Source organism: Paenibacillus paridis, assembly GCF_006345825.1.
GTDB classification, from domain to species: Bacteria; Bacillota; Bacilli; order Paenibacillales; family Paenibacillaceae; genus Pristimantibacillus; species Pristimantibacillus paridis.
Genome location: NZ_VCIX01000080.1, coordinates 104,096 through 125,430 on the forward strand (window position 1 = coordinate 104,096; position 21,335 = coordinate 125,430).

Below are 21,335 nucleotides of genomic sequence, written 5' to 3' on the forward strand. Positions count from 1 at the left end.
TCATGGGTTTGACGAAATTTGATAATCTCCGCTCTTGCCGCCAGTTTTAGATACCAGTTGCGTCGGCCCAATGACCATATCCTTTTGCAATGCCTTACACATGTCATACACAGTCAAAGCCGCCGCAGAGACAGCCGTAAGGGCCTCCATCTCTACGCCCGTTTTTCCAGTGGTCTTCACGACGCCTTCTATGTATAGCTCGTCCGTCCCATTATCGGTGAACATAATATTTATGCCTGTGAGCGGAAGCGGGTGACACATTGGAATCCAATCTGCTGTTTTTTTGGCGGCCATTATCGCTGCAACCTGGGCAACGGCCAGCACATCCCCTTTGCCAATTTTGCCTGCCTTAATTTGTGCTAATGTTTCCGGATTCATGATTACTTTCGTTTGAGCAACGGCAGTGCGTGAAGTGACTTCCTTCTCGGTAATGTCAACCATCCGCGCCCGTCCCTGCTCATTAAAATGCGTCAGTTCCACTCCTATCACTCCTTCTATGCAAATACACCGCTTGCTCGGTAATTACCCCGTCCATGACTAAATCATGTCTTTCGAGAGGAACCTCGTCAATTAGCTGTTCTTCAAATGAAGCGCCGAGCCATAGCCGATGGCCATTTCCAGCTGCGTAGCCTTGCATTTGTTCAGCGAATCGGTCGTAATAGCCTCCGCCGTACCCCAATCGCCCGCCATTCCTGTCGAAAGCAAGGCCTGGAACAATAATGGCTCCCGGTGCAGCTCCTGCTTCCACCTTTGTCGCTGCTTCGGGGTTTGGCTCCATGATCCCATATGCACCCGGTGTTAGCTCGTCCCAGCTTCGCAAATAATAAAGGATCATCGAACGATCGGCAGCTATGCATTTGGGCACGATAACTTCACGTCCCGTTCGCCAGCCCCATTCAATAAGCTCAGATAAATCAAGCTCGCTCCTAAAAGCAATGTATACCATAAAAGAATCGACAGATCTGCTTTCAAACAGCATTTGTGCATTTGTGCAGGCAGCGGCTGAGGCTATTTTCCTCTGCTCTGCTCGCAGACCATTCCGTTTCATGGCCATCTGTTTCCGTATGTAAGTTTTATCGCCAATTGGATTTGTTTCAGCCAAAAGCATTCACCTATTCTGCATTACATCATTTTTCTTTCATTAATAGTAGTTTACCACTGTTATGCAACTTTCGCCAATGCAAGCGCTCGTTTATGGTACACTAAGGAGTAGTGAAAGCCTACTTAATTTACAATTATTTGTTGGAGGTTTCAAAATGCTGCTGCAGGTTTCTAACGTAACAAAGAGCTACGGCGTTAACGTCGTGTTATCCAATATTTCATTGCAGGTTCAAGAAAGAGAACGGATCGGCCTGGTCGGAGTTAACGGAGCCGGCAAATCCACGCTGCTAAAAATTATCGCTGGCGAAATGTCCATGGATTCAGGGGCCATTCATAAAGCAAAAGAAACAAAAATCGGCTATCTCGCCCAAAATAGCGGCTTACAATCCAGCCGTACGATTGAAGCTGAAATGCTTGCTGTGTTTGCTCATTTGCTAGAAGCGGAACAGGAGCTTCGCGAGCTAGAGATCAAAATTGCCGATCCTGCCCTTCATGATGATGAGAAAAAATACACCGATATCCTTGACCGCTATGCCAAGCGCTCCGATTGGTTTCGCGAGCAAGGCGGATTCGAAATCAATACCCGCATTAACAGCGTTCTTCATGGCATGGGATTTGGCAGTTTTCCGCCCGACACCTTAATTTCAACGCTAAGCGGCGGTCAAAAGACACGCCTAGCTCTCGCCCGTATTTTGCTTCAGGCACCCGATTTGCTCATGCTCGATGAGCCTACCAACTATCTTGACATTGAGACATTAACCTGGTTGGAATCATATTTGCGCGGATATTCTGGCGCTATTCTTGTCGTTTCGCATGACCGGTATTTTCTCGATGCGCTTGCACAGACGATAATTGAAATCGAGCGTCACACATCGAAACGCTACACTGGCAATTACAGCCGATATATGGAGCTTAAAGCTGCCGAATATGAAATCAATATGCGGCAGTTCGAGAAGCAGCAGGATGAAATTTCTCGGATGGAGCAGTTCGTCCAGCGCAACATCGTCCGGGCTTCAACCACGAAGCGGGCACAAAGCCGCCGCAAAGCACTCGACAAAATGGACCGTCTGGACAAGCCTCAGGGCGATTTGAAAAAAGCAAATTTCACATTCGAAATCGAACGTTCGACAGGTAAAGACGTTCTTGCCGTTCAAGATGTTTCCGTTACCTTCCCAGAGAAGGACTCCCCCATATTCCGCAACGTTTCCTTCCAGCTTACCAGAGGCGAAACCGTGGCATTAATCGGACCTAACGGCATCGGTAAATCGACCTTGCTGAAAGTAATCGTCGGACAAAATGAGCCTACGTCTGGTACCATCCGTTTCGGAACGCATGTCAAAGTCGGCTATTATGACCAGGAGCAAACTAGGTTAAACGGTCAAAACACCGTTCTTGAAGAAGTATGGGGCAATTACTCCCATATGGAAGAAGCCCGCATCCGCACGGTATTGGGTAACTTCTTATTCAGCGGCGAGGATGTACTAAAACGAGTTTCATCACTTAGCGGCGGTGAGAAAGCACGGGTCTCGCTAGCCAAGCTGATGTTAGCCCAAGCGAATGTGCTCATTTTGGATGAGCCTACCAACCATCTTGATCTCTTCAGTAAAGAAGTGCTTGAAGCTGCTTTGCTTGATTATGAAGGTACTTTGCTGTTCATATCCCATGACCGTTACTTCCTGAACAAGATGGCAGAACGAATTGTCGAACTCAAACCAACGGGAACAGATCATTTCCTAGGAAATTATGACGAAATGATAGAGAAAAAAATTGAAATCGAAGAAGCAAGGCTCGAAGCGCTGTCAAAACAGGCTACTCGCTCAAAATCTACAGCTGTTTCCGACAATGCTCCCGCCAGTTCCTATGAAGCCGACAAGCAAGCCAAGCGCGAAGAACGTGCAAAACAGCGCAAGCTGGAGCAGTTGGAACAAGAAATTGCTACACTTGAGCAGCAAATTACGGAATTGGAAGTACAGCTTACAAATCCGTCAATTTTCAACGATTATATTCGGATTCAGGAAATTCAGGCGGTCATAGAAACTCGTAAAAACTCTCTAGCAGCCGCCTATGAAGATTGGGAGCAATACATGTAACCGATCAACAATATCATGCAAGACATAAAACGGCAGGTTAAGGATAAATCCTTAATCTGCCGTTTATGATTAACTGGGTAAATGCTTTGTTGCATAAAATGTCCCAGCGTATCTAATTAATATTGTTCTAGGCTGATTAAACCGAGTCGTTGTGCCTCTTTGATCGCTTCCGAGCGCGAGCGGACATTCAGCTTGTCAAAAATTCGCGATAGCTGATACTCTACGTTTCTCTGGCTGACATGCAGCATGGCTGCCAGCTCCTTATTGCTAACACCAGTTGCTACCTCGTGTAGAATCGTCTGCTCTTTCTCGTTAATCGATACATCCTCAATCGTAACTTCGGTCCTGCCTATAGTTACCTCATGCCGTCTAAGCTGCTTGAGAAGCGTGATTGGGATAACCGTATCTCCCCTCATTACGCAGCGAATCGCATTGTGAAGTTGCTCTCTGGAAACCGTCTTGGAAATGAAGCCTGATACGCCTGACTCGATAAGCAAGTTAAAATGCGAGCCAATCTCATAACCCGAATAAATAATAACTTTTCGTTCCGGGTCCTGTTGGATGAGACGCTTGGTTAGCTCCAGACCGCTAATGCCAGGCATGTTCAAATCGCATAAAATCAGATCAAAAGGCTCTACCTGTACAATATCAAGCGCCTCGATTGCCGATAGGACAACCGCTACCGACATCTCGGAGTCTTGCTCAATCATCGTTTTTGTTCCTTCCCCAACGGAAGGATGGTCATCAACTAATAAGATACGAATCACGCGATATACCCCTCTCCGATATGCCGGTTGTCATTGTTTCTGGCAACAAAATAACAACCTCTAGGCCGTTACCGCGTTGAGAATAAAATGAAATGTCTCCTTCAAGACCCGTCACCCGTTCTTTAATGCCTGACAAGCCCATATGCTCGAAAGAAACTGTCATTTGATTTACATCCATACCTACACCGTCATCCTGATACCGGAAATAGATAGTTCCTTTACGCAGCTCTAGCTCAAGAATAACTAATTTAGCTTGTGAATGTTTGTCCGCATTGCGAAGCAGCTCTTGCACAATACGATATATAGCCGTAATTTGCTCCTCATTAAGCGGACGGTTAAACGATTTAGCGCGGAAATCAACTGCAAAATTCACGCGCATTTGAGTATGCTCAATAATGGATTCCACGGCCTCAACCACGCCCATTTCCTTCAGCAGCGGCGGACGAAGCTCGTTGCAGGTCTCCCTAATTTGATGGATAACATCGAGCAGCCCCTCCTTGATATCCTCCAGCTCCCGCCCAAGACTATCCGAAATCGGATAATCCATCATGATAGATTCGAGCTTCCGATACCATAACAGCTGGTCCTGCAGTGCTGAATCGTGTAAATCTGCAGCGAGCTTCCTTCTCTCGTTCTCCGACAAGCAGAATAGCAGGCGAAGCACCCATGGTGAAGTAGACTGTTCCTTGCGAACTTCGGATTCCAGATCCTCGATCAGTCCCTCAATTAAATACAAGTTTTCAAAAACGATACTGGAATAGTTCGACATCGTCTTAAGCCAGCGAAGCTCGTCCGAGTTGAAGCGAGTATGGTTCGTCTTCATTCCGATCCAGAGAATATGATATCTCGACCGCTGCCTTCCGATAACCAGTCCCAGGCCGTAAGGTAATTCAATCAGCTCGCCAACCTGAAGGGAATTAACCGTTCCCAGCAAAAATTCTGCCGTGATCAGTTCCTCCGGATGCTCTCCCATCGGATAGACGGTATTTTCCGATTGCTCGACCACCATGAACGTAATGCGATTGACTGGCAGTAGATCAGCAATCTCCTGCTTTAGCACAGCCTCCAAATCGCCTTGCTTCATAACTCTGGCTATTTTGCGGGAGAAGCGGTCAAGGCTGTCCTGGTAGCTGTACATCGCCTTGAACAGCTTTGGTCTAAAGCGTTGATCGATTTGTTCTTTGGCATATAAAAACAACGTCATTCCGATGTAGATGACAAAAAACACGCCAAACCATGCGGCCCATGACGGATTGTTCTCCCCTAGTAATACAAAAGCTACAAGAGCAGACACGATGACTGCGGGTACAAATGCAAGCGCCGTGTAGTATTTAAATCTCGTTAAAATAAAATCAATATCGAACAATTGATTGGAAGTGGATAAATAGAAATAGACGATTGGAAGAATAAATAAAAAGAGCGCCGTAAATGCCGCCGGGAGAATTTGGCTTTTCCCGAATATTTGAGGAAGCAAATTCAATGTGGCGAATGGTGTAAATGCTACCAAATGCGATATGAGCGTAATGGTAAACAGAGAGTGCAGCTTGGTATTCCGATATTTCATAAATTTGCTGACTAGCTTAAATACGCATACTAAATTGCCTAAGAGCACCATCCCGCTAAAGGCCATTTCAATATAGTTATAAAATTGGATGGGAAACAGATTGGTCCAAATATAGAGCAAGCTGGAAGCACCGACTAGCCCTATTACGGTGAATAAAGTACGCAGCAGTTTCTTGCTGATGAAATTCACGTCGAATCTTTGCAAATAAATATTCATAAAACTCATAAACAGCAAAGGAATGGCAGGCAATATTAAATAAATAACGCTAATGCCTACTGGATCGCTTCGATAAGAAGCGGCTGAGCTGTAATAGCTAATCCCAATAGAAATAAAAAATAAAATAAGCATAATGACAGATTTGTCGTTTCTTCGCTTCACATATAAAAACGCGGAGAAAGCGCAAAAAATAACAAGCGATATTCCCGGAATATACAATTGAAGCAATAGTTCCCAAAGCGAATGGTCACCTGTCCATCCTTTCGGAAAGGATATGGCTTGCTGAACGTTATCCTTATGTAAGAGAAGAACATTATCGGCGTTCTCAATTGAATTATACTTCTTCACATTGCGGAACTCTTCAACCGGCTGGCCGTTAACCTCTAGAATCTGATCGCCTACCCTTATTCCCTTTACTTCTGCCTGACCTGCTGGCTCTATCGACTTCACGATATAGCGATCGTCAGTATCCTGAATCAATACGGCACCTATAGAGGGGACTCTTACGATTACGGAAGTCAAATAGAGGAGCGAAGCGAGAAATATTGCTAGGAAGAGGATTGCAATCATGCGGTTCAATACGGTAGGTTTCATGCTGTCCTCTTCCCTTCAAGCATAATCAAGATTTTAGCTCCACATGTATGCGTATCCGCTGTTCTTTTCGTTTTTTTCTTTAAGTTCGCCAAGAAGAGCTTTTTGTTCCGCCGCAGAAACACCTGCAATTTGCAATTGTCCACCCATAGCCATAGACATGTTACCAGTGTTGCTTACCAACTGTCGAATCGTTTCTTTCAACATTTTAACTCCTCCGCTTCTCTACTAAAATATTATAAAATATGATACTTCTCTACTATAACAGGAATAGAATCGACAGAAAACGCAAAAGTGATTCGTATTTACCGAAACGTCTTTTGCGCGGTTTGTTTTTATGCAATTTCTTGGTTTAAAATAGATAAAAAAGTCGATTTCCAAGGACTTATCTCCTGAATGGTATCCAAGAGCTCTTCAAAGCGATTATAGTGCATGCGACTCATGACTGATCCATACAATGTGACGCCCGTTCTCTCGCAAGTTTCGAGAAAAAGCTCACGCTTTGCTTCGACGTCCTGAATAGAGATAAAGCCTTGAAAATACTCTTTTATCCAAAGGTCCTCTTCCGCTTCTCCTTCTATTAAATAAAGAGTAAGCAAAGTACGTTTCCGTTGTAGAAAATCGCTCTTGTCATCCCATCTTAGCAAATCACGGAGATCATTTTGAATTTGGGCCGCCATACCGATCTCGAGTGAATATTCAGCTACGATTGGATTCCAAGGCTGACCTGCGAGCAAAACACCAGTCATGCAGGCAAATTGCAGCATCGTTGCTGATTTTTGCTTAACCATAGCCAAGTAGGCTTGTTCGTCCTCTATTACATTGACCAAATCCAGCATTTGCCCGTTTGCTGCCTGAAGCAGCTGAGTATTCATCATTTCCATTAGGGAAAGCCGGATCTCGTTACCAGCACTGCTGACCAGCATAGCCTGTTGAGATAAGGTTAATAATGCCGTCGCCACATGAATTGCAATAGGCTGCGGCGCTTGCATCCACGACTTATGCGGAGCATCTTGGTCCTGAAGGTCATCGAGAATGTCCGAAGCCAGTACAAACAGTTCAACGGCAGCCGCGGCCTCGTAGGCTTCATCGCCCATACCGCCAAACATACGGTAGTGAATGACAGTCAGCTGTCCAAATCGAATGGATTCTGCCAGCTTGTCCTCAATAAACAGCTCTGCGTAATGGATAAGGGGCTCAGCTGTGAAGTATTGCTGAACCAGCCTCCGCATTTGCCCGGCTATAAGTGGATTACAATTATTCACAATGGATCCTCCGCAAATCGTGATCCTTCTATTATACTATGAAACCGTTAAGTAAACATACGCTGAAGCATCGTTACGCATTGCCCTAATCTGTTAAGTATCCATACGCCGTTGCAGTCGATGATTCTTGTGCGCTTATTCTCCGTCTCGCTTTCTTTCTTCGGGCTATCCTCCTCATTCATTTGATAAACTAAACTTGCGATCATCTCCATTCTCTTCTCTAGTAGTTTTCTGCGCTCGACTGACGGACTTTCGATGTGATCGCGATGATCCATTGACTAAAAAGCCCTCCTTGAGGTTTACGTGTGCATCTTAGGCGATTGCTGAATGTCTTCTTTTCTTATACGCTCACACTCCCATTAATTTCTACTGCATGATGCATATATACAGCTTCCATTGTCATGCCGCCGCCCGGCAACTGAGCAATCAGCGTCGTTGGATTGTCACAAGTAATAAATTCGCCTTTGCGCATGACACATACCCGATTGCAATTGCGCTGAATTTCCTCCATATCGTGGGAAGCAACAACAATCGTTTTTCCTTGCTGCTGAAGCAGCTGCAATAAGGACCAATAGTCCTTTTTCGCTTGCGGGTCCAAACCGGTTGTTGGTTCATCTAGGAATATGATTTTCGGATCGTTAACGAGTGCGATTGCCAAAGCCGTACGCTGCCTCCAGCCGCCTGACAAACGTTTTACTAATTTATCGGAGTAAGGGCTTAGGCCAAACTGTTCAATTATTTGGTTTAAATCATTTTTTCGTTTATAAAAGCCCTGAAAAAGCTCCATCGCTTCGCGGACATTCATTTTGTCGACCAAAGATGTGCTTTGCAAATGAATGCCGATATCTTCCTTTAGGCGTTCCGCGTCAAGCACTACGTCATGCCCGTAAATCCGGATGCTTCCTTGGTCCGGCATACGGATTCCCATTAACATTTCAAGCAGCGTCGTTTTTCCAGCACCATGCGTACCGATAATGCCAAACATTTCTCCTTCGTTAACTTTAAAGGATACCTTGTCCACTGCTTTGTTCGCACCATAATACTTGCTGACCGAGCTTACCTGAATGATCGTTTCCTTATCCATTCTTTGGTTAACCTCCATTCACGCTTAAACCTTTTGAGATTGATATAATTTAAGGTGAGATTTATGTTTTGGTATGCGTCATAGTTTCACGATAACCGAAAGTGATAACTTTTTCACCGAAAACCTGTTTAGTATTTCCCGCAATTTTTTTGCGTGACCGCAATCGAAGCGCAAAACAGGAAAACTGATAAATACCAATAATTAACCAAAATAAAAACAGTCAAAACACTAAAAGATAGCGATTTGACTGTTTTATTTTTGATAATAGCTATGTTATCCATAACCCAAACGTTATCCACAGAGATATCAACAGTTCTGTATAAATTGTTAGTTAATTCAGTCGATAACCTAGGCGAATTTTAGTAGTATTTTCGCGAATTCCGTCGTTTTATAGGTCCAAACTCATAAGTCTTCTGAATTTATCCACGTTATTCACATTATCCACAGAAGTAGACCGAAGAAAATATCCCCTTTTCGCACACAATGTTAAGCGTTCGTAAATCCAGTGTTTTCGGGCATTTCTCCACTTTATACACAATTTAGCACCTCATTGTGGATAACTTTGTGCACAACACTAAATTTGGTAAATTTATTGGATTATTTTCTTCTCCCGATATAGAGCAAATGCGAAGACATGCCAAGAATATGAGTATTTTCAGCGGAGTCATATAAAAATTGCATAAACCTCGCGTATTCCGCATCACCGAGCGATTCCCAGTAATCAAATTGCTCCTTGCCAAGTAATCCTGCTGCGCTAGAGGAGCCAATGAGTTTAATCGTTTCAAAGCCATGGGCTTCCATAAAGGGCGTTATCTCATCCACATTGTAATAGTACGCGCCTGTGAATCTTCCTTCGTCGCTATGATTAAATATGCCCGATTCCATAAACGCGTTGATGTCCGCCATATTATCGGTTGGCCTCCAGCTGCGGGGATGGGCAAGCGCCGTAAGCGCATGTCTGATCCGGGTCATGAATGAAACAAATACATAGCCGCCGATCCTGGTTACGCGATGCAGCTCGCTCGCGGCTTGTTTTCTTTCTTCGAGCAGCTGCAGGTGGTACAGCGGTCCCATCATTAAGGAGGCATCGAAGCATTCGCTGGAAAAAAGGCTTAGGCTCCTCGCATCCGCTACATAGAAGCCTTGGAAGCGATTGGCAAGCCCAAGCTCTTCCGCTTTTGCGCTCGCCGCCTGCACAAGCCTCGGCGTTAAATCGGCCAATGTGACCTTATACTCGCATTTGGCCAGTTCCATTGCATATTTACCGGGACCGGCACCATTGTCGAGAATGTGTCCGCTTAAAGGCAGGAAGCGTCTGATATAATGCCAATTGATATGGAACTCAAGCGGCTCGCGATCAAGGCGCCCCCATTCATCAAACTGGCTGTAATAGTTTATCGTGCGGCTATCATCCATCCCAGCAGCTCCTTTGCTCACAGCCTGCAATCCTTTAACAAGATGGTTTTCCCATAATAGAGGCTTCTCTCTCTACTATGGAAAAAACCGCTGTTTATTTTGTCTTATCGATTAATTAGCTGCCTGTTTAGCGGCTGATTTCACCATCCTGCTGCCTGTTGTCATAACTGCTTGATTACAAGCTGCAACATAGGCTTGTGCCGCTGCTAGGACAATATCGTTGTGAGCAGATGTCCCACGAAAACGCTGCTGTTCATGCAGGATGCTGACGACTGCCTCGCCATGCGCATCCTCGCCCGTTGATAACGAATGCAGCTCTAGATCCTCAAATTCAGCTGCAACGGGAATCGCTTGTTGAATGGCATGAATAACCGCTTCGATCGGCCCTGCCCCCATAGCTACATAGGTTTGCTCTGCGCCAAATTCATTTTCACGAATCGTTACGGTAGCCGTGCGAGAGCGCTGCGTTCCGGCATGGACTTGAAGATCGACCAGCACATAAGGGTCCGGCTGCGTCTGCGTCAGCTCGCCGGCGATGCGGATTAACTCGTCATCCGTCACGATTTTTTGCACATCTGCCGCTTCCTTGAACTTGTCGTACACATCCTGCAATTGAGCCTCTGTCATGGCAATGCCATACTCGGAAAGACGGTGCTTGATGGCATGGCGCCCAGAGTGCTTGCCCAGAATAATCATGTTCCGCGGAATCCCCATCGCCTCTGGGTCCATAATTTCATACGTGCTTCGGTTTTTCAGCAGTCCGTCCTGATGGATGCCGGATTCATGCTGGAATGCATTACGGCCCACAATCGGCTTATTGTAAGCAATCGGGAAGTTCATCGCGCGGCTAACCATTCGCGAGGTTTCATAGATCTCTCCGATTTGAATATTGGTTTCCGCTTGAATGGCATCCTTCCTCGTTTCGATGGCCATTACCAGCTCCTCTAGGGAGCAATTGCCCGCACGCTCGCCGATGCCGTTTACCGTCACCTCAATTTGCGTTGCCCCTGCTTGGATCGCCGCAATGCTGTTCGCAACCGCAAGTCCAAGGTCATTATGGCAATGCGCGCTGTACCTTACGGTGTCGCCGCCTCTGGCTTCTTTCCTAACCACGCGGAATAGCTCTTTCATTTCCTCCGGCATGGCGTAGCCCAGCGTATCCGGCAGATTTATGATTGTCGCACCTTCCGCAATGACAGCCTCAACCAGCTGAATGACAAAATCCCTGCCCGAGCGTGTTGAGTCCATCGCGGAAAATTCAATTTCATCCACAAACTGCTTGCCGTAAGCGACCATCTCGCGGGCAATCTGTACGACCTCATCCCGCGACTTTCTCAGCTGATGATTCAGATGGATGTCCGAGGAGGATATAAAAAGGTGAAGCCGTCTGCGGGCCGCATCCTGCGTAGCCCTAACAGCCGCATCAATATCCACTTTCACGGCACGGGCAAAGCCGGCAATCTCCACATGCTGAAGCTCACGGGAAATTTGCTGCACCGCGGCGAATTCGCCAGGGCTCGAGACGGGAAAGCCCGGCTCAATGACGTCGATGCCAAGCTTGCCCAGCTGGCGGGCAATAATGATTTTGCGTTCAGGATCAATGGAAGCACCTGGCGACTGCTCGCCGTCCCGCAGCGTCGTATCAAAAATCTGTATTTTTTTCATTTCGTTTGTCATTGTCATTTCCTCCTAGTGTTAGATGGTCGTTTATACATTTCGAATATTAACCGTATGAGTAGCCTGCTGCTTCTCGATTCCTTTGCGCCGAGGTGAAACGGCTGTTGCCGTCCTTTAGACGCTGAGGTAGCTTTAACAGTGAAATATAAGCCTTTTATAAGCTAACAAACTTATAAATTCTTATATTAAAAAAAAGCACGTCGTCTCCTTGTAAGAGACGACGTGCTTTCGCTGCCGTGGTACCACTCTAATTGACCGGAACCTAGGTGCAGATGCATTAACCGTATGGCCTGTGTATTAGACAGTCACGGAGCTGCATGCTGCGGGGTCCGAGCCCGCTTAAATGCCTGATGACGGCGGCTAGCCGTTACGGTGTAGGCAGCTGCCCGAAAGCATTCCGCGTTCCACCGTTCCGCTCCCAGGCGAGATTCAAACCTCAGCTTCGACTGCGTCACACCATCCCGCAGCTCTCTTGTGCAAATTCGCCAATCCCGCTCGTTGGATCCGGGATATCCTCGATTTCGCTTTGCCAGCCTACTGTTCTACTGCTCCTGTTCATCGCGTTTAACTCTATGTTGGATTTTCCATATTTACCTTAAAGGTCAGCTACTTCACTTCCCAAACAACAAGAAAAGCCTGTCGTCTCTATGAATCAAGAGACGACAGGCTATAAAAGACCCGCGCGGTACCACCCTTGTTGACACCCTACACTCGCAAACGAGCAGGGAAGCCCAACTTAAGCATATGGCCAGCTCCGGATGCTGACTCACACGCACCTGATCACGGTGGTTAACCGTAACAATGTACCTGCATGGCCCATGAGCATTCCATCATGACGCCATCGTTTCCATCGTTCCGCTCCCAGGTGAGCTTCAAGCATCCTTCGTCTGCGTTGCACCATCCCGCAGCTCTCTGTATTCCAGCATCGGCGTTGAATGATGGTCATTCACCGTTTAGCTGACAACGTTCCCGGACTCGCTTTACTGTTCCTGTTCTTTGCGTTTGTTTCGTATAGGGTTGAAGTTTGAAGTATTGTTGCTTATTATATGCTCTTGAAAATAGTCTGTCAATTCGGTTTTCGTATTTAGTTGAAATTTTTTTCCGTCGTTACTCTGCGATGCTTTCGCTAGCAGCAGCTACCGACCAGCTTTCCAAGGAAAAACCGGGATCTGCTTTCATGTCAAGCTCGGTAAACTCCGAGCGCTTTAGCTTCAAGTGGGCAGCCGCCCCAATCATCGCCGCATTATCGGTACATAAAGCGTTTGGCGGAATAAGCAAGGGAAGCTTTTCTTTCTCGCAGCGAGCGGTCAATGCGGCCCGCAAGCCGCGATTCGCCGCAACTCCTCCGCAAAGAAGCAGCTGCTTCGCTCCATATGCCCGTACCGCGCGAAGCGCCTTCGTGACGAGCACCTCCGTCACCGACTCCTGAAATCCGCGTGCCAGAGCCGCCTCATCCAAGACCAGACCCTTCATTTTTGTTTGGTTAATAACGGCGAGTACAGCAGATTTTAATCCGCTGAAGCTGAAATCATAGCTATCTGCCTCCAGCCAAGCGCGCGGCAGCACAATGGATTCCGCGGCTTCCACCGCAAGCTTGTCAATATGAGGCCCTCCCGGATAGGGAAGCCGCAGCGCACGGGCTACCTTGTCGTAAGCCTCACCGACAGCATCGTCTCTCGTGCGGCCCACGACGCGGAAGCGTCCCTCGCTCTCCATCAGCACAAGCTCCGTGTGGCCTCCGGATACGACAAGCGCCATGCTCGGGTATACGATGTCGTGGACAAGCTCATTCGCATAAATATGCCCTGCAATATGATGCGTGCCAATTAACGGAATATCAAGCGCCATAGACAAACTTTTGGCAGCCACGATGCCCACAAGCAGCGCGCCTACAAGGCCCGGCCCCTGCGTGACAGCGATGGCCGACATATCTCTGAGCGTATAACCCGATTCCTTGACGGCTTGCTCGATAATAAGCGTAATGGATTCGACATGCTTGCGTGAAGCAATCTCCGGCACTACGCCGCCAAAGCGTTCATGGATCTCAATTTGACTGGATACTACGTTAGACAATATATGTTTCCCGCCGCGAATAACGGCTGCGGATGTTTCATCGCAACTGGTTTCAATCGCCAAAATAAGTGCATTGTTACCTGCAGCATCTGCTGCCTTTTCTGACTGACTCACGTTCATTGCTCCCCTGCTTTCAAACGCTCATGGTCAAGCTCCGCCCACATAATGAGCGCATCTTCATTGTTATCCGAATAGTAGCGCGGGCGTATGCCCGCCGGCTCGAACCCATATTTGCGGTACAGCTGCTGCGCGATTTCGTTGGAAGGACGTACTTCCAGCGTCATTTTGACTGCGCCAAAAAAAACCGCCGTACGCTGCAGCTCAAAGAGCAAGCAGCTTCCGAGCCCATGTCCGCGATAATCCTCCCTTACAGCAATGTTCGTCACATGTGCCTCATCCATAATGACCCACATGCCGCCATAGCCTATAATTTCGCCTTCGTATTCCATAATCATATACCGGGCAAAAAGATTGTTCATGAGCTCGTTCGCAAATGCCTCCGTGGTCCATGGGCTTGAGAACGCTTCCTGCTCAATCGCCACGATCGCAGGAATATCAGCCATCGTCATCGCGCGGTAGATCAGCTTCGTTACGTCTGCTTTCATACCTTGGCTTCACCCTCCTGCTTCGCTTTCCATACGACCTCCGCCTCGGTAAGCTGCGTATAATTCGGAATTAACGTATGCGGGTCTTCAGTCAGACCGGCTTCAAGTCTTGCGAGGCCCAGCCTGGCAATCCATTTGCCTTCCTGTACAAAAGGAACAAAATGAATGGCAACGCCTGTGTCTGCTCCAATCTGTTGCAGCTGCTCTGCCCCTGCCTCATGAAGCGACAAATCCCCGACCAGCGACACGCTCCGCACGCAGCCTGCCGGCTGTATTGCCAAGCGCTGCCTTACCTGCTCAGCAAAATCCTTCATAAGCCGAACGCCGTCTTCGGACCAGCGTGTCCAACTCCCCTGAGCAGACATTGCAAAGCCAGCCGAGTAAACTTGCCCTCGCCTTGCATCCATAATCGGCAGCACCCAATGCTCCCCGCCTTGCTGCTTCGACTCCTCTGCTTGCTCCTTCAAAGCTTGATGCCAAGCGCCGTAGGCAATCGCCTCGAGACTGGAAACCGCGACGAGCGGCTTATCCCATACCCATGCGAGCGTTTTGGCCACAGAAACAGCGATACGCATCCCCGTGTAGGAGCCCGGACCATTGCCCACCGCAATAGCATCGATGCTTTTCTCGCCAAGCCCGCTGCTGGCCAGCATCTCCTTGATATGGCTCACAACATGGACGGAATGGTTTCTTTCGGCCATCGTTTGAATCTCGGCCCGCACCGTATCCCCGCTAATAATGGCAGCAGCCATGGCTGCTGTCGATGTATCCAGCGCCAAAATCGTATTCGTTAATTCCTTCTGCTCACTTCTCATTTTCCTGCTCCTATCTCGTTAACGGCTTCACACCAGCTTGCATACCTTTCGCCGTAGCCGGTCAAATGGATACGCCGCGACTCATCGCCCAAATGCTCGATGTACAGCTCCAAACGCTGCTCGGGCAACAGCTCTTTGATCAAGCTTGCCCATTCCACAACCGTTGCGCCCTCGCCAAAAAAATAATCATCCAGTCCCAGCTCGTCCGCTTCCTCCAGTGAAAGGCGGTATACGTCCATATGATAAAAGGGAAGTTCTTTCCCTTCGTATTCCTTAATAATCGTAAAGGTTGGGCTATTCACAATGCCCGCAACTCCAATCGCAGCGGCAAAGGCTTGCGAAAATCTGGTTTTGCCCGCGCCGAGGTCACCATCCAGCGCAAGCAGCGTGCCCGGTTGAACCCATTTAGCCAGCATCCCGGCTAATGTCACCGTATCTTGTTCCGTTTGTGCCAGCCATATGGCTTGGCCGATCTTTTGTTCCATGCAATCCACCCGTTCATGACAAAAAATGATTGTATCCGCGCTTTTTAAGCTTGATGCGCTCTTCCTTCGCAGTGCCATGGCGCACGAGCTCTACTTCCGGCTCGCCTGCCTCGGTTTCCCCAATAATAAAAAAAGGAATGCCTTCCTGATGAAAAGCAGCCTTTATCGCTTCGGCATCCTCGGCAGCGCTCGTCCCAAGCAGGACATAATCCTCTCCGCCGTATAGCATCCACTCCATCGGATCTATGCCAACGCTGGACGCATAAGCCGCCATGCTGCCGCTCTTAGGCAGATGTTTCTCCCTAAGCACAAGGCGCAGCCCGGAGGCCTCCGCGATTTCCCAAGCTTCGCTCGCCAATCCATCGCTCACATCATTAAGAGAGCTGCAGCTTCCCTGCTCAAGCAGCAGCCTGCCGGCCCGAACAGACGGGCCCGGCCGCTGATGCGCCCGCACCAGCGGCGCAAGCGCCCGAAGAGCCTCACCTGCGCCAGCCTCTTCGCAGTCCGGTGCACCCCCGCGCGCCTCTTCGGCCAGCAGCGCGTGCAGCCCCGCCGCCGACATGCCCACGGCGCCGGTGACAAACACGGCATCGCCCGGCTTCGCCCCTGAGCGAAGCCGCTCCCGCCCCGCCTCCACGGTTCCCGTCAACGTGACGGCGACCACCAAATGCTGCGGCGACGACGTCGTATCGCCGCCAACAATGGCAACCCCGTAGCGCTCGGCGCATTCGTACAGCCCATCATACAGCCTCCGCATCCGCTCCGGCGTATAGGCGGGCGGCACGCTGACCGAGACGAGCGCATGCAAGGGCACGCCCCCCATCGCGGCGATATCGCTAATGTTGGCCGCAAGCGCCTTATAGCCGACATCCTCGTCCCGCATCGTCGCCGGCTTGAAATGGACGGTCTCCACCATCGTGTCGACCGCCAGCAGCAGCCGCTTCGGCGCGGCTACGCCATCTGCCGCCGACGCAGGATCAACGACGGCCGTATCATCGCCGATGCCGATAACGACGCCGCGCTCCCGCTGCCACTGATCCGCTTGCCGTCCGGCCGTCCAGTGATGAATACTCGCAAACTCATCCAAGTGCCAATTCTCCCTCTTACCATCATTAGTGAATATCGCGTTTCTTAAACCGTCCGCCCTTCACATCGTGAATATTGCCTACAGCGAGGAAGGCCACCGGGTCCAGCTCATGAACGATCGACTTCATCTTGGCTTCCTCCAGCCGCGTAATCACGCAAAAAATAACGCGTTTGCTCCCGCCTGTAAAGCCGCCTTCGCCATGCAAATAAGTCACGCCGCGCCCCAGCCTGCTCATAATCGCAGCACCGATTTCCTTAGCCTCATCACTGATGATCCAGACGGCCTTCGATTCGTCGAAGCCCTCGATCGTAATATCAATCAGCTTAAATGCAATGTAGTACGCAATAAGGGAATACATCGCGCGGTCCCAACCGAACACGAATCCCGCGCTGCCAAGAATAAACAAATTAAAGAACATGACCGTCTCGCCTACCGAGAAAGGAAGGCGTTTATTAAATAAAATAGCGACAATTTCCGTACCGTCCAGCGAGCCGCCGAATCGAATCACCATGCCGACGCCAACACCCAAAATGACGCCGCCGAAAATGGCAGCCAAAAAAGGCTCTACCGTCAGCGGGGGTACCGGATGAAGCAAAAAAGTGCCGATAGACATCACCGTGACACCGTACAATGTCGAAATGGCAAAGGTTTTGCCGATTTGCTTGTAACCCAAAAACAAGAAAGGAAGATTCAAAAGAAATAGAAAAAGACCGAGCGGCAAGGAAGACAAATGGGAAACCATAATCGATATACCGACAATACCGCCATCGATAATGTGGTTAGGGACAAGAAAAATTTCCAAACCAACCGAAACCAGCGCCGCTCCGAGCGTAATAAACAACACCCTTCGCAGAACTTCGAGCTTCGATAGTCTGTGATGCTGTAATGTTCCCATATAAATGCACATCTCCTACTAGCTCTATTTCTCATTATTTTACCTTAAACGCATGCAGATATAAAGCTAGACTGCCATTATAGCAAAAAGAAACCTTCCCGCTTGCCAGCAATCAATGCCGCTGCTTGGAAGGTTTCCGATGTCGTCTTTCTATCCGATGACCGAGAAGGCTTCTACGCCAGCCGGAATCGGTTTGGTCCGATATACTCTGGCCAAGCTATCGTAGACCTGAATCGTATAGTCAACCGTCGTCAAGGTAGGCACTGAGCTAAAAAACACAACGCCAAACCGGTCGAAGGCTGCTGTCTGTACCAGCGTCGTGCCTCTGTAAATCGCCGCGAAAAATCCTGTCGTAATAAAGGGAACGCCGTTATTATCCACCCAAAGCACCGTCAGTCGATTGAATGTCGGTCCGGTTTGCCTTTTAACGGCTTTCGTTTTTTTCAATAGCGCCTTTTTGGTAACCATCGGTCCCAATAATGGCGGTTTAACCCGAATAGCCATACTGTCCCTCCTTCCCGCATCTTCGTTACCATATGCGAGAGGGTAAGGGTTGGTATGGTCATGCTCCTAGCGAGAAGAACGAAATATATCGCCTATAGCTCTTTGATAATCGTAATGTGCAGCTCATCCTTCAGCTCGATTTCATAAGGCGAAGCGGGAGGCATGCCACCTGCCTCCATAATGATGCGTACGCGGGGACGGTGAACGGCAAGCTCGTTATTTTCCGATACGACGCCGACCTGACCCGTACTCAGCAGTAGCGAGGTCGAAATCGGATAAATCGAAATATGCTTGCAAAAGAGCTTGATGAGTTCCAAATCAAAGAAGGTGCCTCCAGCAGCAAACAAAAACTCGATGGCTTCGCTGGCTGTATAACGCTTGCGGTACGGCCGCGGCGAAGTTAAAGCATCGAACGTATCCGCAAGGCCAACGATTTGGGCATACATATGAATTTCGTTTTCTTTAAGCCCGCGCGGGTAACCCGACCCGTTAAATCGCTCATGATGCTGCAGCGCGCAGTGAGCGGACACGATAGAAATATCATGGTATTTGCGCAGTATGTCAAAGCCATCCTTGGCATGGCTATGAAGAAGTGTACGTTCTTCTGCAGATAAACTGCCTTTGTTAGCCAGCAACTTTGGGGGCATCTTGGTCATCCCGATATCGAAGAGCAATGCGCCAATGCCAAGCTCCTCCAATTGGTTTCGGTTAAATCCCTTCGCAATGCCCATAATGCCTGCAAGCACCGCCACGTTAAACGAGTGTTGAAACAAATAGGCGTCCATGGCATGGATGCTCGTGAGATTGACAAGCATATTTGGTCTGGATGACAGATCCTGCATGATCTGTCCGAATACAGCCCGAAAATTACGCCCCATGTCAGGAGCGATGGTACGGCCCTTTGTAACCGTTTGGTCCTTGAAGGAATTCATCGTTTTATAAATCGTATCGACGGCCTGCTTGCGCGTCTCTTCTCGAATCGTATCCTCCGGTATCAAATCCGCTGTCAATCCGTCTTCGATGAATAGAAAGTCAATGCCTAGGTTGAACAAGCGGTCAATATACCGATCATTCAGCTCAACGCCTTCTCCCAGAAGCACGTTTCCGTTTTCTTGAAAAATGGGCTTTGCCACCTTGTCACCAGGCTTGACCATTCCAATTTGCACTTTTCTCATTAGATTAGTTCCCGCCTTTGATAGTTATAGCGCTTGTAACCGGATAGCCTCTATTTTATCAGATGATTGTCCGACTGACTATGGAAAGAGCCTCAAGCGTAAACGGCTGGATATCAAAAAAAGGCCTGACCGCTTTCCGTTCAGGCACTCAGGCTAGCTTTCGTTTGACAATTCGGTTCCGTCCATTGTACTTGGCCTCATATAAAGCAGCGTCTGCTTGGGCAAGCAGCTCGCGCAAAAAAGCTTTGGGATCTGCAAGATCGGAAGGCTCAAAATGCTCAATGGAAATAACGCCCATGCTTATCGTAACCGATATCGGCTGATCCCCGTTACCCGTAATGACTTGATTATGTTCAACCGCTTCCATGAGCTGTTCTGCGATAAGATCCGCTTGCTCACGGTTCGTATGCGGCAAATATACCGTAAATTCTTCGCCGCCATACCTTGCCAATATATCCGTAAACCGCAGAGTGTTCCTGACCGCAGCGACCGTGCTGCAAAGCACTTCATCCCCTACCAAATGGCCGTATTGATCGTTAATCGACTTAAAATGGTCCAGATCGAACAAAAAGATAGAGAAGGGAATGCCGTAACGAATATTGCTGACGACCTCCTGCTCCAGCTGATGCAGCAAATAACGGCGGTTAAAGCAGCCGGTCAGCCCGTCGGTAATTGCCATATGCTCCAGTTTCTTGTTCGCTTGAAACAGCTCGTCCTGCATAATAAGCAGGTCGCGGTTTCGATCCTGCAGCTGTTCGTTTTGCGTGTTGGTTTCCTGCACGAGCAATCTCAGCTCTGTGACATCCTGGAAGGTGAGCACTCTTCCAACCAACGTCTTCTTGTTATTCAGTATAGGTGCGGATTGAACGATCACATGCCTATACTTGTCAAAATGAACGGCAATCTCAATCTCGCCCCGATCCAAAGGCTGCTTGCGCTGCGCTTCAAAAAAAATCGCAAACTCTTTCAAGGCCTCCTTCTTGAAAGGCGGGCCTAGAAGAGCGGGATTGAATTGGTCTCCGATTCGAAGGCGAATGATCGATTTGATCACTTTATTGACTTCAATAATCGTATCGTTCTCATCCAGCACGATTACGCCCATGGACATCGTATTCATGACATCCCGCTGAACCGTTTGAATGATATCCAGCACCTTATTGCGCTTGATGGCGTGTACAAGGTATGAAGCTGCTAATGCCATTCCTATTGAAATCAAAGGAATGTAGCGCTCAAACTTCTCAATAATGAGCACATTGACAAGCAGATCCGAAACCGCAAACAGAACAAGCACAAACATGCCGTTGATTGCCGTCTTGATCAGCGTGCGCTGACGCTCCGAGTTCTCTCCCCGGATCTTGTGGAACATAATAATAAAGGATACCGTCACATAAAGGATTAGCTGAATGATCATGATCCAATACAAGGGGCCGTGCTGCAGCTGCTTAAGGGGCGAGAGCTCCTCGTTGATCTGCAGAAACATGCCGCCCGGATTGAGAATAACAACAGCAACGGAAATAAGGGCTGGAAGCGCAATAATGAACAACCGGCTCTTCCGTATCACGTACGACTGACCGGTAAGAAAAACAATAAATATAAACCAGCCGATCCCAAGCAGCGAAAGGCCCGTATAAGAAATCGATAGATAGAATATTCGATATAAGGTGGAAGTGGTCGTCTGTGAGACAAATTGAAACAGTGTCCATACCATAAATACGGTATGCAAAAATAAATAGATACGGTGCAATACCGTAACTGTGCCTGAGGCAAACACGTAGAAAAACAAGCCGAACAGCACTAGAAACATACTAAAGTCTAGCCAGATCATCCATCCCAATACGGTTCACCCATTCGTTTGATAGCCATCTTCTTCCATTGTATCAAATGTTAATTGTATCGACAATTACTTAAATTCATAATTAATAGCT

Annotated in this window: 20 protein-coding genes; 1 reads left to right on the forward strand and 19 read right to left on the reverse strand. The window is 48.3% G+C overall.

The window, feature by feature from the left end:
• Entirely contained in the window at positions 1-480 is a 480-nt protein-coding gene (gene moaC, locus FJQ58_RS09680; RefSeq protein ID WP_139992751.1) for a cyclic pyranopterin monophosphate synthase MoaC, read from the reverse strand.
• The gene (locus FJQ58_RS09685) at positions 461-1,102 is read right to left on the reverse strand and encodes a 5-formyltetrahydrofolate cyclo-ligase (protein WP_238403932.1); all 642 of its coding nucleotides are present in this window, start codon (positions 1,100-1,102) and stop codon (positions 461-463) included. Before FJQ58_RS09685 ends, moaC begins: the two co-directional genes overlap by 20 nt.
• 154 nt (positions 1,103-1,256) lie before the next feature.
• Here FJQ58_RS09685 and FJQ58_RS09690 point away from each other — a divergent pair, with 154 nt between their 5' ends.
• Positions 1,257-3,191, forward strand: coding sequence for an ABC-F family ATP-binding cassette domain-containing protein (locus tag FJQ58_RS09690; protein ID WP_139992755.1), 1,935 nt, complete (start codon positions 1,257-1,259; stop codon positions 3,189-3,191).
• A 116-nt stretch (positions 3,192-3,307) separates the two neighbouring features.
• Here the strand turns inward: FJQ58_RS09690 and FJQ58_RS09695 are convergent, their stop codons facing one another.
• The 17 genes from FJQ58_RS09695 to FJQ58_RS09770 all read right to left on the reverse strand — a co-directional run bounded on the left by FJQ58_RS09695 (position 3,308) and on the right by FJQ58_RS09770 (position 21,235).
• Positions 3,308-3,958, reverse strand: a complete 651-nt coding sequence (locus FJQ58_RS09695) for a response regulator transcription factor (protein WP_139992757.1) — start codon at positions 3,956-3,958, stop codon at positions 3,308-3,310.
• Positions 3,936-6,332: an ATP-binding protein gene (locus FJQ58_RS09700; RefSeq protein WP_139992759.1), complete on the reverse strand. Its 2,397-nt coding sequence runs from the start codon at positions 6,330-6,332 to the stop codon at positions 3,936-3,938. Before FJQ58_RS09700 ends, FJQ58_RS09695 begins: the two co-directional genes overlap by 23 nt.
• Before the next feature lie 33 nt (positions 6,333-6,365).
• Positions 6,366-6,536, reverse strand: a complete 171-nt coding sequence (gene comX / locus FJQ58_RS32290) for a competence pheromone ComX (RefSeq protein WP_161601433.1) — start codon at positions 6,534-6,536, stop codon at positions 6,366-6,368.
• 128 nt (positions 6,537-6,664) lie between these two features.
• Complete coding sequence (locus FJQ58_RS09705) at positions 6,665-7,594, reverse strand: polyprenyl synthetase family protein (protein WP_139992761.1); 930 nt, start codon at positions 7,592-7,594, stop codon at positions 6,665-6,667.
• Between the two features lie 47 nt (positions 7,595-7,641).
• Entirely contained in the window at positions 7,642-7,869 is a 228-nt protein-coding gene (locus FJQ58_RS09710; RefSeq protein ID WP_139992763.1) for a hypothetical protein, read from the reverse strand.
• 65 nt (positions 7,870-7,934) lie between these two features.
• On the reverse strand, positions 7,935-8,678 hold the full coding sequence (locus FJQ58_RS09715) for an ABC transporter ATP-binding protein (RefSeq protein WP_139992765.1): 744 nt from the start codon (positions 8,676-8,678) through the stop codon (positions 7,935-7,937).
• A 597-nt stretch (positions 8,679-9,275) separates the two neighbouring features.
• Complete coding sequence (locus tag FJQ58_RS09720) at positions 9,276-10,094, reverse strand: class I SAM-dependent methyltransferase (RefSeq protein ID WP_139992767.1); 819 nt, start codon at positions 10,092-10,094, stop codon at positions 9,276-9,278.
• 111 nt (positions 10,095-10,205) lie between these two features.
• A complete protein-coding gene (locus FJQ58_RS09725) occupies positions 10,206-11,759 on the reverse strand; it encodes a 2-isopropylmalate synthase (RefSeq protein ID WP_420799823.1) in 1,554 nt (517 codons plus the stop codon).
• A gap of 1,119 nt (positions 11,760-12,878) precedes the next feature.
• The gene (tsaD, locus tag FJQ58_RS09730) at positions 12,879-13,958 is read right to left on the reverse strand and encodes a tRNA (adenosine(37)-N6)-threonylcarbamoyltransferase complex transferase subunit TsaD (RefSeq protein WP_238403934.1); all 1,080 of its coding nucleotides are present in this window, start codon (positions 13,956-13,958) and stop codon (positions 12,879-12,881) included.
• 2 nt (positions 13,959-13,960) lie between these two features.
• Complete coding sequence (gene rimI, locus FJQ58_RS09735) at positions 13,961-14,449, reverse strand: ribosomal protein S18-alanine N-acetyltransferase (RefSeq protein WP_139992773.1); 489 nt, start codon at positions 14,447-14,449, stop codon at positions 13,961-13,963.
• Positions 14,446-15,264: a tRNA (adenosine(37)-N6)-threonylcarbamoyltransferase complex dimerization subunit type 1 TsaB gene (gene tsaB / locus FJQ58_RS09740; protein ID WP_139992775.1), complete on the reverse strand. Its 819-nt coding sequence runs from the start codon at positions 15,262-15,264 to the stop codon at positions 14,446-14,448. Before tsaB ends, rimI begins: the two co-directional genes overlap by 4 nt.
• Positions 15,261-15,749 (reverse strand): tRNA (adenosine(37)-N6)-threonylcarbamoyltransferase complex ATPase subunit type 1 TsaE, encoded by a 489-nt coding sequence (tsaE, locus tag FJQ58_RS09745; RefSeq protein ID WP_139992777.1) that lies wholly within the window; start codon positions 15,747-15,749, stop codon positions 15,261-15,263. Before tsaE ends, tsaB begins: the two co-directional genes overlap by 4 nt.
• A gap of 13 nt (positions 15,750-15,762) precedes the next feature.
• A complete protein-coding gene (gene thiL, locus FJQ58_RS09750) occupies positions 15,763-16,836 on the reverse strand; it encodes a thiamine-phosphate kinase (RefSeq protein WP_139992779.1) in 1,074 nt (357 codons plus the stop codon).
• Positions 16,837-16,861: 25 nt separating this feature from the next.
• Complete coding sequence (locus tag FJQ58_RS09755) at positions 16,862-17,731, reverse strand: YitT family protein (protein WP_139992781.1); 870 nt, start codon at positions 17,729-17,731, stop codon at positions 16,862-16,864.
• Between the two features lie 150 nt (positions 17,732-17,881).
• A complete protein-coding gene (locus FJQ58_RS09760; protein WP_202915242.1) occupies positions 17,882-18,235 on the reverse strand; it encodes a hypothetical protein in 354 nt (117 codons plus the stop codon).
• 92 nt (positions 18,236-18,327) lie between these two features.
• Positions 18,328-19,410, reverse strand: a complete 1,083-nt coding sequence (locus FJQ58_RS09765) for an HD-GYP domain-containing protein (protein ID WP_139992783.1) — start codon at positions 19,408-19,410, stop codon at positions 18,328-18,330.
• Positions 19,411-19,558: 148 nt separating this feature from the next.
• On the reverse strand, positions 19,559-21,235 hold the full coding sequence (locus FJQ58_RS09770) for a histidine kinase N-terminal 7TM domain-containing diguanylate cyclase (RefSeq protein WP_238403946.1): 1,677 nt from the start codon (positions 21,233-21,235) through the stop codon (positions 19,559-19,561).
• Between the last annotated feature and the right edge of the window lie 100 nt (positions 21,236-21,335).

Excerpts from the sequence above, each read along its gene's own strand:
- FJQ58_RS09690 (WP_139992755.1), top strand. The coding sequence starts at position 1,257 with ATGCTGCTGCAGGTTTCTAACGTAACAAAGAGCTACGGCGTTAACGTC.
- FJQ58_RS09700 (WP_139992759.1), bottom strand. The coding sequence starts at position 6,332 with ATGAAACCTACCGTATTGAACCGCATGATTGCAATCCTCTTCCTAGCA.
- comX (WP_161601433.1), bottom strand. The coding sequence starts at position 6,536 with ATGTTGAAAGAAACGATTCGACAGTTGGTAAGCAACACTGGTAACATG.
- FJQ58_RS09710 (WP_139992763.1), bottom strand. The coding sequence starts at position 7,869 with ATGGATCATCGCGATCACATCGAAAGTCCGTCAGTCGAGCGCAGAAAA.
- FJQ58_RS09715 (WP_139992765.1), bottom strand. The coding sequence starts at position 8,678 with ATGGATAAGGAAACGATCATTCAGGTAAGCTCGGTCAGCAAGTATTAT.
- FJQ58_RS09720 (WP_139992767.1), bottom strand. The coding sequence starts at position 10,094 with ATGGATGATAGCCGCACGATAAACTATTACAGCCAGTTTGATGAATGG.
- FJQ58_RS09725 (WP_420799823.1), bottom strand. The coding sequence starts at position 11,759 with ATGAAAAAAATACAGATTTTTGATACGACGCTGCGGGACGGCGAGCAG.
- rimI (WP_139992773.1), bottom strand. The coding sequence starts at position 14,449 with ATGAAAGCAGACGTAACGAAGCTGATCTACCGCGCGATGACGATGGCT.
- tsaB (WP_139992775.1), bottom strand. The coding sequence starts at position 15,264 with ATGAGAAGTGAGCAGAAGGAATTAACGAATACGATTTTGGCGCTGGAT.
- tsaE (WP_139992777.1), bottom strand. The coding sequence starts at position 15,749 with ATGGAACAAAAGATCGGCCAAGCCATATGGCTGGCACAAACGGAACAA.
- FJQ58_RS09755 (WP_139992781.1), bottom strand. The coding sequence starts at position 17,731 with ATGGGAACATTACAGCATCACAGACTATCGAAGCTCGAAGTTCTGCGA.
- FJQ58_RS09760 (WP_202915242.1), bottom strand. The coding sequence starts at position 18,235 with ATGGCTATTCGGGTTAAACCGCCATTATTGGGACCGATGGTTACCAAA.
- FJQ58_RS09765 (WP_139992783.1), bottom strand. The coding sequence starts at position 19,410 with ATGAGAAAAGTGCAAATTGGAATGGTCAAGCCTGGTGACAAGGTGGCA.
- FJQ58_RS09770 (WP_238403946.1), bottom strand. The coding sequence starts at position 21,235 with ATGATCTGGCTAGACTTTAGTATGTTTCTAGTGCTGTTCGGCTTGTTT.